The following is a 13,554-nucleotide window of genomic DNA, read 5'->3' on the forward strand; positions in this document are numbered from 1 at the left end:
ATGCACGCTTTGCAAGCCAAGATCCTCGACCCACGCATCGGCAACGAATTCCCGCTGCCGGCCTACGCCACACCGGGCTCCGCCGGCCTGGACCTGCGCGCCATGCTCAAGCAGGACACGGTCCTTGAGCCGGGCCAGACGCTCCTCATCCCTACCGGCCTGTCGATCTACGTCGGCGACCCTGGCCTGGCGGCGTTGATCCTGCCGCGCTCCGGCCTGGGCCACAAACACGGCATCGTGCTGGGCAACCTTGTGGGCCTGATCGACTCGGATTACCAGGGCGAACTGATGGTGTCGTGCTGGAACCGTGGCAACACCTCGTTCAACATCGCCGTCGGCGAGCGCATCGCCCAATTGGTGCTGGTGCCGGTGGTACAGGCGCACTTCGAACTGGTACAGGCGTTCGACGAGACTCAACGCGGCGCAGGTGGTTTTGGGCATTCCGGCAGCCACTGACTAAGCTGAATCTTGCCGGACGCAGTTGTCCGGCAAGACGCCACCGCATGGCTATTCAGGATGAAGAATGCGCGGATTTATTCAGCGAGATTTCTACAACAAAATCAAAAGTTTACGCGACAGACCAAACGGAGCCAGCACTCCGATGGCACTTTTACACCACGAACTCTCTGCCGAAAACGCCGTCTTACCCTTCAGTTTGAGCCTGCCGGTCAGCCACTTTAAGGCCAGCCTTGCCCCCTTCAGATGGAGTTTCCCCCCGCGATGAGTACCGCAGCCCGAGTAGCCCCGACATTCCCCGACAGCATCTTTCGCGCCTACGACATTCGTGGCGTGGTGCCCAAGACCCTGACCGCCGAAACCGCCTACTGGATCGGTCGCGCCATTGGCTCCCAGAGCCTGGCCCAGGGCGAGCCCAATGTTTCGGTAGGCCGTGACGGCCGCTTGTCCGGCCCGGAGCTGGTGGAACAGCTGATCCAGGGCCTGGCCGACAGCGGCTGCCACGTCAGCGACGTCGGCCTGGTGCCAACGCCTGCGCTGTACTACGCCGCCAACGTACTGGCCGGCAAATCCGGGGTGATGCTCACCGGCAGCCATAACCCGTCGGACTACAACGGCTTCAAGATCGTCATCGCCGGCGACACCCTGGCCAACGAACAGATCCAGGCCCTGCACAACCGCCTGAAGAACAACGACCTGACCAGCGGTAAAGGCAGCATTACCCAAGTCGACATCCTTCAACGCTACTCCGACCAAATCACCGGCGACGTCAAACTCGCACGCCGCCTGAAAGTGGTAGTGGACTGTGGCAACGGCGCAGCCGGCGTGATCGCCCCGCAGCTGCTCGAAGCCCTGAACTGCGAAATCATCCCGCTGTTCTGCGACGTTGACGGCAACTTCCCCAACCACCACCCGGACCCGGGCAAACCTGAAAACCTGGTGGACCTGATCGCCAAGGTCAAGGAAACCGGTGCCGACGTAGGCCTGGCCTTCGACGGTGACGGCGATCGCGTCGGGGTGGTGACCAACACCGGCGAGAACGTCTTCGCAGACCGCCTGCTGATGCTGTTCGCCCGTGACGTGGTGGCGCGCAATCCGAATGCCGAAATCATCTTCGACGTGAAATGCACCCGCCGCCTCACCCCGCTGATCAAGAAATACGGGGGCCGCCCACTAATGTGGAAGACCGGTCACTCGTTGATCAAAAAGAAAATGAAGGAAACCGGTGCGCTATTGGCCGGCGAAATGAGCGGCCACGTGTTCTTCAAGGAGCGCTGGTTCGGGTTTGACGACGGCATTTACAGCGCCGCCCGTCTGCTGGAGATCCTCAGCAAGGAAAAATCCACGGCGCAGGAGCTGTTTCAGACCTTCCCGAATGATATTTCTACGCCAGAGATCAATATCCATGTGACCGAGGAGAGCAAATTCAGCATCATTGACGCACTGCACGATGCGCAATGGGGTGAAGGCGCCAACCTGACCACCATTGATGGTGTGCGAGTCGATTACGCCAAAGGCTGGGGCCTGGTTCGCGCGTCCAACACCACACCGGTGCTGGTCCTGCGCTTCGAGGCGGATACCGAGGCTGAGTTGCAGCGCATCAAGGACGTGTTCCACGCCCAGTTGAAACGTGTTGCCCCTGATCTCCAATTACCGTTCTGATTTTTTACCGGAGCCCTGAATGACCCTCGAACGCGAAGCCGCTGCCAATACTGCCAAGGTCCTGTCCGAAGCGTTGCCTTACATTCGACGCTACGTCGGCAAGACGCTGGTGATCAAGTACGGCGGCAATGCCATGGAAAGCGAGGAGCTGAAAACCGGCTTTGCCCGCGACATCGTGTTGATGAAAGCTGTCGGGATCAACCCGGTAGTTGTGCACGGCGGCGGCCCGCAAATCGGCGATTTGCTCAAGCGCTTGTCGATCGAGAGTCACTTCATTGATGGCATGCGCGTCACGGACGCGCAGACCATGGACGTGGTGGAGATGGTCCTCGGCGGCCAGGTGAACAAGGACATCGTCAACCTGATCAACCGTCATGGCGGCAGCGCCATCGGCCTGACCGGCAAGGACGCGGAGCTGATTCGCGCGAAAAAACTGACCGTTACCCGTCAGACGCCGGAAATGACCCAGCCGGAAATCATCGACATCGGCCAGGTAGGCGAAGTCATCGGGATCAACACCGACCTGCTGAACCTGCTGGTCAGAGGCGACTTCATCCCGGTGATCGCGCCGATCGGCGTGGGTGCCAACGGTGAGTCCTACAACATCAACGCCGACCTGGTGGCCGGCAAGGTGGCCGAGGCGCTGAAAGCTGAAAAGCTGATGCTGCTGACCAACATCGCCGGCCTGATGGACAAGGAAGGCAAGGTGTTGACCGGCCTGACAACCCAACAGGTGGACGAGCTGATCGCCGACGGCACGATCTACGGCGGCATGCTGCCGAAGATCCGTTGCGCGCTGGAAGCAGTGCAAGGCGGCGTCGGCAGCTCGCTGATCCTGGATGGCCGGGTGCCGAATGCGATCCTGCTGGAAATCTTCACAGATACCGGTGTGGGTACGCTGATCAGCAATCGCAAGCGCCCTTAAACGCTGCAAACGAAAAGGCCCCGCTCAATCAGATTGAGCGGGGCCTTTTTTGTGGGAGCTGGCATGCCTGCGATGCAGGCACCTCGGTGATTCAGTAGTACCGAGGTGATGCTATCGCAGGCAAGCCAGCTCCCACACTAGCCTGCATGGGCCGCCGTCTCAGACGCCGAACTGCTCGCGGTACGCCTTGACCGCCGGCAAATGCTGCTTGAGCTGCGGGTCATCTTCCAGGAACTGCAACACCTGGTTCAACGATACGATGCTCACCACCGGAATGCCGAAATCACGCTCCACTTCCTGGATTGCCGACAACTCACCGTTGCCGCGCTCCTGGCGATTCAGGGCGATCAGCACGCCAGCCGCCTTGGCGCCCTCCTGGGAAGCGATGATCTGCATCACTTCACGGATCGCGGTGCCGGCAGTGATCACGTCGTCGATAATCAGCACGTCGCCTTTAAGCGGAGCCCCTACCAGGCTGCCGCCTTCGCCATGGGCCTTGGCCTCTTTGCGGTTGAAGCACCACGGCAGATCAAGCCCATGATGTTCAGCCAACGCCACGGCAGTCGCGGCCGCCAGCGGGATGCCCTTGTAGGCCGGACCAAACAATACGTCGAAGGAAATACCGCTTTCAACGATGGCCGCCGCGTAGAAACGACCCAGCTGAGCCAGGGCCGAACCCGAGTTGAACAAGCCGGCATTGAAGAAGTAGGGGCTGGTGCGCCCGGACTTCAGAGTGAACTCACCGAAGCGCAAAACGCCGCGATCGATGGCAAAACGAATGAAATCGCGTTGATACGCCTGCATGAAAAAAGCCTCAGATACCACGGATTTAGCTAATTAGGTAGACGGCGTGTATCATACACGCACGCGATTTTTGGGGCCATTTATGCGGATCATCAGTGTGAACGTCAATGGTATTCAGGCTGCAGTCGAGCGTGGTTTGCTCAGTTGGCTGCAAGCACAGAATGCCGACGTCATCTGCCTGCAGGACACCCGCGCCTCCGCCTTTGAACTGGACGACCCAGCCTTCCAACTGGATGGCTACTTCCTTTATGCCTGCGATGCCGAAGTGCCCACCCAAGGTGGTGTGGCTTTGTACTCGCGGTTGCAACCCAAGGCGGTCATCAGCGGCCTCGGCTTCGAGACAGCCGACCGCTACGGGCGCTACCTGCAAGCCGATTTCGACAAGGTCAGCATCGCGACCTTGCTGCTCCCTTCGGGGCAGAACGGCGATGAAGACTTGAACCAGAAGTTCAAGCTAATGGACGATTTCGCCCGTTATCTGGATAAACAGCGACGCAAACGTCGCGAGTACATTTACTGTGGCTCGCTGTACGTGGCGCAACAGAAGCTGGATATCAAGAACTGGCGCGACAGCCAGCAATCCCCGGGTTTCCTGGCACCAGAACGTGCCTGGATGGACGAGATTGTCGGCAACATGGGCTATGTTGATGCCCTGCGCGAAGTCAGCCGTGAAGGCGACCAGTACAGCTGGTGGCCAGATAACGAACAGGCTGAGATGCTCAACCTGGGTTGGCGTTTCGACTACCAGTTGCTGACCCCAGGTCTGCGCCGGTTTGTTCGCAGCGCACGTCTGCCGCGCCAGCCACGCTTTTCGCAGCACGCACCACTGATCGTGGACTACGACTGGACACTGACCATCTGAGGTCTTTTCCCAGGCACAAAAAAACCGACATCGCTGTCGGTTTTTTTGTGGATGCCTGTCGGCTGAACCCGCGTTATTTGACCACGCGCCAGGTCAAGGGATAGCGATAGGCGATCCCTTTATTGGCTTTGATCGCACCGATGATTGTCAGCACGATGGTGGCGATTGCCAGCGCAAACATCAGGAAAAAACCGATGACCGCGAAAGCCAGCACGATGCAAGCCATCCAGGCGATGGCCACAGTGATCTGGAAATTCAAGGCTTCCTTGCCCTGATCATCAATGAACGGGTCCACTTCCTTTTTCATCTGCCACAGGATCAGCGGCCCTACGACGCTGCCGAAGGGGAACACAAACCCCAGAAACGCCGCCAAATGACACAACATGGCTCCCTGACGAACTTCGTAGGAAGGCGTAGGCACGGGTAGTTGGCTGTCATTCATGGCGTTTCTCCTTGAAGCCGACTCAGTCAGCCAGTGCGGCGTTCTGCAGCTCGAAAATTTCGGTCATGCCTTTCTGGGCCAGGGCCAGCATGGCGTTCAGGTCGGCCGGCTGGAATGGTGCGCCTTCGGCGGTGCCCTGCACTTCGATGAAACCACCGGTGCTGGTCATCACCACGTTCAGGTCGGTCTCGGCAGCCGAGTCTTCCAGGTAGTCCAGGTCCAGCACAGGCTCGCCCTGGTACATGCCGACCGACACTGCAGCAATCATCTGCTTGAGTGGGTCGCCGCCCTTAAGGCCGCCGCGCTTCTTGATCACTTTCAGTGCATCGACCAGGGCCACCATGGCACCGGTGATGGAAGCGGTGCGGGTGCCGCCGTCAGCCTGGATCACGTCGCAATCGACGTACAGGGTGACGTCGCCCAGCTTGGACATGTCCAGGGCGGCACGCAGGGAGCGGCCGATCAGACGCTGGATTTCCAGAGTACGGCCGCCTTGCTTGCCGCGGCTGGCTTCACGCTGGTTACGCTCGCCGGTGGCGCGCGGCAGCATGCCGTACTCGGCAGTCAACCAACCCTGGCCCTGGCCCTTGAGGAAACGCGGCACGCCGTTTTCGACGCTGACGGTGCAGATAACCTTGGTATCGCCAAACTCGACCAGTACAGATCCCTCGGCGTGTTTGGTGTAGTTGCGGGTGATGCGGATCGAGCGGAGCTGATCGGCAGCGCGACCACTTGGACGTTTCATAGGGGATACCTGTACGGAGGACGAAAAACTGCCGAGCATTATAGAGCCGCGAACCGATTCGGGGCACTTCTAAAAAATTCGGTTACGAATGGCTAGCCTATTGCCCATTGTTTGGGCGCGCTCGCCCCACTGCGCTACAATCCTGCGCCTTCGCAGCCTGTCGGCTTCAATTTACCCATCAGTCCGCATTTGTGGGACTGCATCGCGAGGTACCTCCATGGTGCACAGCATGACCGCCTTCGCCCGCGTCGAAAAAGCCGGCGTCCAAGGCACCCTGAGCTGGGAACTGCGCTCGGTCAACAGCCGTTACCTGGAGCCGCACCTGCGCCTGCCGGAGTCCTTCCGTGACCTCGAAGGCGCCGTGCGTGAAGCGCTGCGCCAGGGCATCTCCCGTGGCAAGCTGGAATGCACCCTGCGCTTTACCGAGGAAACCACCGGCAAGCCACTGCAAGTTGACCGCGACCGCGCCGCGCAACTGGTTGCCGCCGCCGAAACCATCGCCGGCCTGATCAAGCAGCCCGCCGCACTCAACCCTCTGGAAGTGCTGGCCTGGCCCGGTGTACTCGTGGCCGACGCCGCCGACCCGCAAGCCCTCAACGCCGAAGCCCTCGCCCTGTTCACGCAGGGTTTGAAGGAGCTCAAGGCCGGTCGCGAGCGTGAAGGCGCCGAACTGGCCCGCCTGATCAATGAGCGCCTGACTTCGATCGAAGCCGACGTAGTCACCCTGCGCGAGCTGGTGCCGCAGATGCTCGCCACCCAACGCCAGAAGGTCCTCGACCGCTTTACTGACATGAAGGCCGACCTCGACCCGGTGCGCCTGGAGCAGGAAATGGTCTTGCTGGCACAGAAGAGTGACGTGGCCGAAGAGCTCGACCGGCTGAGCACCCACATCCTCGAAGTGCGCCGCGTGCTCAAGTCCGCCGGTGCCGCCGGTCGGCGCCTGGACTTCCTGATGCAGGAACTCAACCGCGAAGCCAATACACTGGGCTCCAAGGCGTTTGATCCGCGCAGCACCACGGCAGCGGTCAACCTCAAGGTGTTGATCGAGCAGATGCGCGAACAAGTACAGAATATTGAGTAAGGCAACCTCCATGACCCACAGCACCGGCACCCTTTACATCATTTCCGCCCCTTCGGGCGCGGGCAAGAGCAGCCTGGTCAAGGCCCTGACCGACGCTGACGAGCAAATCCGCATCTCGGTCTCGCACACCACCCGCGCCATGCGCCCGGGTGAAGTAAACGGCGTGCACTATCACTTCGTCGAGCGCACCGAGTTCGTGAAGATGATCGAACACGGCGACTTCCTTGAGCGTGCCGAAGTCTTCGGCAACCTCTACGGCACTTCGCAAAGCCATTTGCAGCAGACCCTGGACGAAGGCCACGACCTGATCCTGGAAATCGACTGGCAAGGCGCTGAGCAAGTGCGTCAGTTGATGCCCAAGGCGCGCTCGATCTTCATCCTGCCGCCGTCGCTGGAAGCGTTGCACCAGCGTCTGACCAACCGTGGCCAGGACAGCGACGAGATCATCGAAGGCCGCATGCGTGAAGCCGTCAGCGAAATGAGCCACTACGTCGACTACGACTACCTGATCATCAACGACGATTTTGCGCACGCCCTGGACGATTTGAAGGCGATTTTCCGCACCAATCAGCTCCAGCAAAAGCGCCAACAACAGCGTTTCGGTAAATTACTGGCCGAACTGCTCGGTTGATTGGCTCTTCCCAAAACCGCTGCAAGGGCTTTACATTGGCACTTGTAGCGGTTTTGCGAGGGCCTGCGAAAAATCAGCGCTTCCCTAAACGCTGGTGATTTTTTAAACTGTTTAGTCCGCTCGCCCAACCGGGCAGCGCGCATCTTGCATTCGCTCCGAGGAATACCATGGCCCGCGTAACCGTTGAAGACTGCCTAGAACACGTGGATAACCGCTTTGAGCTGGTCATGCTCTCTACCAAGCGTGCCCGTCAATTGGCCACTGGCGGCAAAGAGCCCCTGGTCCAATGGGAAAACGACAAGCCTACCGTTGTAGCCCTGCGTGAAATCGCTGAAGGCCTGATGAGCTACGAGTTCATCGCCAACGCCGAAATCGTTGAAGACGAACCGCTGTTTGCAGCGTTCGAGGACGAGTCCAACGAGGCCGTCTAAGCCTATGCCTGGTCGACGTAGCACGGCGCGGGGTCACAGCCAACGGCAGGAGTTAACACTTTGCCGAGCATAGACGCCCTCGCCGATCGCTTATCGGCCTACCTCGGCCCAGACCAGGTCAACCTGGTCCGCCGAGCGTATTTCTACGCCGAACAAGCCCACGACGGCCAACGCCGCCGTAGCGGCGAGGCGTATGTCACGCATCCTCTTGCGGTGGCAAATATTCTGGCCGACATGCACATGGACCATCAGAGCCTGATGGCTGCGATGCTGCATGACGTGATTGAAGACACCGGCATCGCCAAGGAAGCGCTCAGCGCGCAATTTGGCGAAACCGTGGCCGAACTGGTCGACGGGGTCAGCAAACTGACCCAGATGAACTTCGAGACCAAGGCCGAAGCCCAGGCAGAAAATTTCCAGAAGATGGCCATGGCCATGGCCCGCGACATTCGGGTCATTCTGGTCAAGCTGGCCGACCGGCTGCACAACATGCGCACGCTGGAAGTGCTGTCCGGTGAAAAACGCCGGCGCATCGCCAAGGAAACCCTGGAAATCTACGCGCCCATCGCCAATCGGCTGGGCATGCATGCCATCCGTATCGAATTCGAAGACCTCGGCTTCAAGGCCATGCACCCCATGCGTTCGGCGCGCATCTACCAGGCGGTCAAGCGCGCCCGTGGCAACCGCAAGGAAATCGTCAACAAGATCGAAGAGTCGCTGAGCCATTGCCTGGCGATCGACGAGATTGAAGGCGAGGTCAGCGGCCGGCAGAAACACATCTACGGCATTTACAAGAAGATGCGCGGCAAGCGCCGGGCCTTCAACGAGATCATGGACGTGTATGCGTTCCGGATCATCGTCGACAAGGTCGATACCTGCTACCGCGTGCTGGGCGCTGTACATAATTTGTACAAACCCCTGCCAGGCCGCTTCAAGGACTACATCGCCATTCCCAAGGCCAACGGCTATCAGTCGCTGCATACCACGCTGTTCGGTATGCACGGGGTGCCGATCGAGATCCAGATCCGCACGCGGGAAATGGAAGAAATGGCCAACAACGGGATCGCCGCCCACTGGCTGTACAAATCCAGCGGCGACGAGCAACCCAAAGGCACTCATGCCCGCGCCCGCCAGTGGGTCAAAGGCGTGCTGGAAATGCAGCAACGTGCCGGCAACTCCCTGGAATTTATCGAAAGCGTGAAGATCGACCTGTTCCCGGACGAGGTCTACGTATTCACGCCCAAAGGCCGGATCATGGAGCTGCCCAAAGGCTCCACGGCGGTCGACTTTGCCTACGCGGTGCACACCGACGTCGGCAACAGCTGCATTGCCTGTCGGATCAACCGTCGTCTCGCGCCGCTGTCCGAACCGCTGCAAAGCGGCTCCACGGTCGAGATCGTCAGTGCACCCGGCGCGCGCCCGAACCCGGCCTGGCTCAACTTCGTGGTCACGGGTAAAGCGCGGACACACATCCGCCACGCGCTCAAACTGCAACGCCGCTCCGAATCCATCAGCCTGGGCGAACGCCTGCTGAACAAGGTGCTCAACGGATTCGACAGCGCGCTCGAAAAAATCCCGGCCGAGCGCGTGCAAGCGATGCTCCACGAGTACCGCCAGGAAACCATCGAAGACCTGCTGGAAGATATCGGCCTGGGCAACCGCATGGCCTATGTGGTCGCCCGCCGCCTGCTCGGCGAAGGCGAGCAGTTGCCAAGCCCCGAAGGCCCGCTGGCCATTCGCGGCACCGAAGGCCTGGTGCTCAGCTACGCCAAGTGCTGCACGCCGATCCCGGGCGACCCGATTGTCGGCCACTTGTCTGCCGGCAAAGGCATGGTGGTGCACCTGGACAACTGCCGCAATATCAGCGAAATCCGTCACAACCCCGAAAAATGCATCCAGCTCTCGTGGGCCAAGGATGTCACCGGCGAATTCAACGTCGAGCTGCGGGTGGAGCTGGAGCACCAGCGCGGCCTGATCGCCCTGCTGGCCAGCAGCGTCAACGCGGCCGACGGCAATATCGAGAAAATCAGCATGGATGAGCGCGATGGCCGCATCAGCGTGGTCCAGCTGGTGGTCAGCGTGCACGACCGCGTGCACCTGGCCCGCGTGATCAAGAAACTGCGCGCCCTGACGGGAGTGATCCGCATCACCCGCATGCGTGCATAGCCGTTCTCTTACAAGGAGTCACTCATGACCAAGACTGTTATCACCAGCGACAAGGCCCCGGCCGCCATCGGTACTTACTCCCAGGCGATCAAGGCGGGCAACACCGTCTACATGTCCGGCCAGATCCCGCTGGACCCAAAGACCATGGAACTGGTTGAAGGCTTCGAAGCACAAACCGTACAAGTCTTCGAAAACCTCAAGTCCGTGGCCGAAGCCGCTGGCGGTTCGTTCAAGGACATCGTCAAGCTGAACATCTTCCTCACCGACCTGAGCCATTTCGCCAAGGTCAACGAGATCATGGGCAAGTACTTCGAACAGCCGTACCCAGCCCGCGCCGCAATCGGCGTTGCTGCCTTGCCTAAAGGCGCACAGGTTGAGATGGACGCGATTCTGGTCATCGAGTAAAACACCCGGCGCAGCCCCCAAGGGCTGCGCCGACTTCGTTTCAGAAGGATTTCGTAATGCGCAAAGCGCTTGTAGCCTCTTCGTTGCTCGCCCTGTTGCTCGGCGGCTGCGCCAGCAACCCCGCCGACCTGGATGTGAGCGGCACCTGGATCAACCAGGCCGCCATCAACGCGGCAGCCAAGGGCGGCCCTTTGCGTGAAGCCCTGCAATCCTTTGGCCCGAACCTCGAGTGGGAGGTCAACACCAAGGCTTCGCAGGCGCGCTACTACAACGGTTTTGAAGTAGCGGAAGGCAAGTTGCTGGGTGAGAAATCCGGCGCCTGGAGCGTCGAGTTCTACGGCAGCTCGGCCACCGAACTCAAGCGCAAGGGCAAACAACTGCTGCAAGTGGCCAACGATAACGAGCCAGAACAAGTGTTCGCCCGCGCCAAAGACCCAGCCCCGGAGGGTGCGCCATTGGGCGCCAACTTCGAGCGGGCGCTGTATGCGGCCTATATGGGCGGCGACTGGAAGATTACCGACGGCAACGGCGACGGTGCCACGGTACAGTTCCAGGCCGACGGCAAGGTCGCTGGCCTGCCAGGCGTCGACCGGTATTCGCTGTGCCTGGCGGGAGACTGCGCCTCGATGAGCGGTGGCTATGACAGTATCTGGCTGCAACTGAACGGCCAGGGCAACCCGTGGATCTTCGTGCGCAAAGGCAAGCAGCTGGAAATTTTCCAGGCGGTGAATACCGCGCATACGGACGAAGTACCTTCGTTTACGCCCGGCCCGCGACAGTGGTTGCTTGAAAAGTAATAAATAGCATCACGTAGATCTGAGTGTGGGAGCTGGCTTGCCTGCGATGACGGTGTCACATCCAACGCCGATGTGACTGATACACCGCAATCGCAGGCAAGCCAGCTCCCACATTTTTGACCGCGCTTTAGCCTTTCAAGATCGCTGCATACCCCTCGCGATAGGTCGGATACGTCGGCGCCCAGCCCAGCGCCTTGGCTCGGGCATTGCTGCATTGCTTGCTACCAGCCCGCCGTACACTCGCGTCATCCGCCCACTCGGTCACGCCCAGGTACTCGCGCAACCAGCCCACGACTTCCGCCAATGGCGCAGGCGCATCGTCCACGCCGATGTAGATCTTATCCAGCGAACCGCCCTGCTCCACATGCCGCAACAAAAAGGCGAGCAAGCCAGCGGCGTCATCCGCATGAATCCGGTTGCCATATAAAGGTGGATCAACCGCCACGCGATAGCCTTGGCGCACCTGGGTCAACAGCCATTCGCGGCCGGGACCATAGATCCCGGTCAACCGCACGATACTCGCCGCAATACCGCTGTTGAGGGCCACTTGCTCGGCCTCCAGCATCACCTGGCCCGAATATCCCTTCGCCAGGGTGTCGGAGGTTTCGTCGACCCACTCCCCATTCTGCTGGCCGTACACACTGCTGCTGGACACAAACAGCAGGTGCTTGGGTTCCTGGCCGTAGTCGCCCAGCCACTCCAATACATGCTGTAACCCTTGCACATACGCCGCGCGATAGCCGGCTTCATCGTGGTCCGTGGCAGCAGCGCAGTACACCAGGTAATCCACCCCGCCGATCGGCCAGGTGTCAGGACAATCCTTTTTGAACAGGTCGCCGGCAATGCCGATTACACCGTCGGGAAGCCGCGAGATATCGCGTCGCAGACCATGAACCTCCCATCCCGAGGCCAGCAATTGGCTAGCCAGCCGACTACCCACATCGCCGCAACCGGCAATTACAACAGAAGGCGCAGACATCACAAAACTCCATTCTTAAAGGCGCAGATTAGCCGCCAGAGATGACCAGCGGCCAGCAAAAGGACAAATTAAGTAACTGTATTACTTTTGTTAACAAGAATTACTTGCAATAATAACCCCCCATTTGTCCTCGGCCTCCAAGGGTCTGGCAGGACGATCACTCATTTCTCTCTCAGGTCCGGCCAGCATGACACGTAATACAAACCCCGCTTCGCCAACCAAGCTTCACAGCCCATCCCGCGCCTGGCGTGCGATTGCTGCGCTGCTGTTCAGCGTACTGCTGGCACCGACCGCCGCATTCGCTGATGCCACCGCCCCAGCCACTCCGGCTGCTGCCGAGCACACGCCTGCAACCCCAACTGCGCCTGTCGCAGCGCCGGTCGCCACCGATCCTGCCCAGGCTGCAAACCCAGCGCCTGCCGACGACTCCGGTGTGGTACTCGAAGAAGACAACACCTTGGGCATGGCCCATGACCTATCGCCATGGGGCATGTACCAAAACGCCGACATCGTGGTGAAAGCCGTGATGATCGGCCTGGCCATCGCTTCGATCATTACCTGGACCATCTGGATCGCCAAGGGCTTCGAGCTGCTGGGCGCCAAGCGCCGCCTGCGCACTGAAATCGTCCACCTGAAAAAGGCCACCACCCTCAAGCAAGCCAGCGAAACCGCGACCAAAAAGGGCACCCTGGCCAACCTGCTGGTACAGGACGCGCTGGAAGAAATGCGCCTGTCGGCCAACACCCGCGAAAAAGAAGGCATCAAGGAACGCGTCAGCTTCCGCCTGGAGCGGCTGGTTGCAGCCTGTGGCCGTAACATGAGCAGCGGCACCGGCGTACTGGCCACCATTGGCTCCACCGCGCCTTTCGTCGGCCTGTTCGGTACCGTGTGGGGTATCATGAACAGCTTCATCGGCATCGCCAAAACCCAGACCACCAACCTCGCCGTCGTTGCCCCCGGCATCGCCGAAGCCCTGCTGGCAACGGCCCTGGGCCTGGTTGCCGCGATTCCTGCGGTGGTGATCTACAACGTCTTTGCCCGTTCGATTGCCGGCTACAAGGCCCAGGTATCGGACGCATCGGCAGAAGTCCTGCTGCTGGTCAGCCGCGACCTCGATCACCTGCCTACCGAGCGCAGCTCGCAACCGCACATGGTGAAAGTGGGGTAA

Annotated in this window: 14 protein-coding genes and 1 pseudogene; 11 read left to right on the plus strand and 4 right to left on the minus strand. The window is 60.2% G+C overall.

The annotated features are described in order from the left end of the window. The 3 genes and pseudogenes from dut to argB all read left to right on the plus strand — a co-directional run bounded on the left by dut (position 1) and on the right by argB (position 3,043). Positions 1-456 (plus strand): dUTP diphosphatase, encoded by a 456-nt coding sequence (dut, locus tag A7J50_RS28590; protein ID WP_064454721.1) that lies wholly within the window; start codon positions 1-3, stop codon positions 454-456. Positions 457-696: 240 nt separating this feature from the next. Next, positions 697-2,118: pseudogene (locus A7J50_RS28595) on the plus strand (phosphomannomutase/phosphoglucomutase); the annotation flags it as partial. A 19-nt stretch (positions 2,119-2,137) separates the two neighbouring features. Then, entirely contained in the window at positions 2,138-3,043 is a 906-nt protein-coding gene (gene argB, locus A7J50_RS28600) for an acetylglutamate kinase (RefSeq protein WP_064454723.1), read from the plus strand. A gap of 159 nt (positions 3,044-3,202) precedes the next feature. Here the strand turns inward: argB and pyrE are convergent, their stop codons facing one another. Then, positions 3,203-3,847 carry an orotate phosphoribosyltransferase gene (gene pyrE, locus A7J50_RS28605; RefSeq protein ID WP_053258663.1) on the minus strand — a complete coding sequence of 215 codons (645 nt, stop codon included), beginning with the start codon at positions 3,845-3,847 and terminating at the stop codon, positions 3,203-3,205. A gap of 82 nt (positions 3,848-3,929) precedes the next feature. On the opposite strand from pyrE, the gene A7J50_RS28610 reads away from it, so the two are divergent. Continuing rightward, complete coding sequence (locus A7J50_RS28610; protein WP_003195493.1) at positions 3,930-4,709, plus strand: exodeoxyribonuclease III; 780 nt, start codon at positions 3,930-3,932, stop codon at positions 4,707-4,709. A 73-nt stretch (positions 4,710-4,782) separates the two neighbouring features. Here the strand turns inward: A7J50_RS28610 and A7J50_RS28615 are convergent, their stop codons facing one another. Both A7J50_RS28615 and rph read right to left on the minus strand, forming a co-directional pair. After that, positions 4,783-5,151 (minus strand): DUF4870 domain-containing protein, encoded by a 369-nt coding sequence (locus A7J50_RS28615; protein WP_064454724.1) that lies wholly within the window; start codon positions 5,149-5,151, stop codon positions 4,783-4,785. A gap of 22 nt (positions 5,152-5,173) precedes the next feature. Continuing rightward, positions 5,174-5,896, minus strand: a complete 723-nt coding sequence (gene rph, locus A7J50_RS28620) for a ribonuclease PH (RefSeq protein WP_003213280.1) — start codon at positions 5,894-5,896, stop codon at positions 5,174-5,176. 217 nt (positions 5,897-6,113) lie between these two features. Here rph and A7J50_RS28625 point away from each other — a divergent pair, with 217 nt between their 5' ends. From A7J50_RS28625 to A7J50_RS28650, 6 genes are all read left to right on the plus strand, one after another. Continuing rightward, positions 6,114-6,977: a YicC/YloC family endoribonuclease gene (locus A7J50_RS28625; protein WP_064454725.1), complete on the plus strand. Its 864-nt coding sequence runs from the start codon at positions 6,114-6,116 to the stop codon at positions 6,975-6,977. A gap of 10 nt (positions 6,978-6,987) precedes the next feature. Next, positions 6,988-7,608 (plus strand): guanylate kinase, encoded by a 621-nt coding sequence (gene gmk, locus A7J50_RS28630; RefSeq protein ID WP_010168203.1) that lies wholly within the window; start codon positions 6,988-6,990, stop codon positions 7,606-7,608. A 167-nt stretch (positions 7,609-7,775) separates the two neighbouring features. After that, a complete protein-coding gene (gene rpoZ, locus A7J50_RS28635; protein WP_003176920.1) occupies positions 7,776-8,039 on the plus strand; it encodes a DNA-directed RNA polymerase subunit omega in 264 nt (87 codons plus the stop codon). A 60-nt stretch (positions 8,040-8,099) separates the two neighbouring features. Beyond that, the gene (spoT, locus tag A7J50_RS28640) at positions 8,100-10,205 is read left to right on the plus strand and encodes a bifunctional GTP diphosphokinase/guanosine-3',5'-bis pyrophosphate 3'-pyrophosphohydrolase (protein WP_053258667.1); all 2,106 of its coding nucleotides are present in this window, start codon (positions 8,100-8,102) and stop codon (positions 10,203-10,205) included. Positions 10,206-10,229: 24 nt separating this feature from the next. After that, on the plus strand, positions 10,230-10,610 hold the full coding sequence (locus tag A7J50_RS28645) for a RidA family protein (RefSeq protein WP_003176922.1): 381 nt from the start codon (positions 10,230-10,232) through the stop codon (positions 10,608-10,610). Between the two features lie 56 nt (positions 10,611-10,666). Continuing rightward, complete coding sequence (locus tag A7J50_RS28650; RefSeq protein WP_064454726.1) at positions 10,667-11,407, plus strand: hypothetical protein; 741 nt, start codon at positions 10,667-10,669, stop codon at positions 11,405-11,407. A gap of 127 nt (positions 11,408-11,534) precedes the next feature. On the opposite strand, the gene A7J50_RS28655 is transcribed toward A7J50_RS28650, so the two are convergent. Then, the gene (locus A7J50_RS28655; RefSeq protein WP_064454727.1) at positions 11,535-12,386 is read right to left on the minus strand and encodes an SDR family oxidoreductase; all 852 of its coding nucleotides are present in this window, start codon (positions 12,384-12,386) and stop codon (positions 11,535-11,537) included. 187 nt (positions 12,387-12,573) lie between these two features. Here A7J50_RS28655 and exbB point away from each other — a divergent pair, with 187 nt between their 5' ends. Further along, a complete protein-coding gene (gene exbB / locus A7J50_RS28660; protein ID WP_064454728.1) occupies positions 12,574-13,554 on the plus strand; it encodes a tonB-system energizer ExbB in 981 nt (326 codons plus the stop codon).

Origin of the sequence: Pseudomonas antarctica, from assembly GCF_001647715.1 — a bacterium.
GTDB classification, from domain to species: Bacteria; Pseudomonadota; Gammaproteobacteria; order Pseudomonadales; family Pseudomonadaceae; genus Aquipseudomonas; species Aquipseudomonas antarctica_A.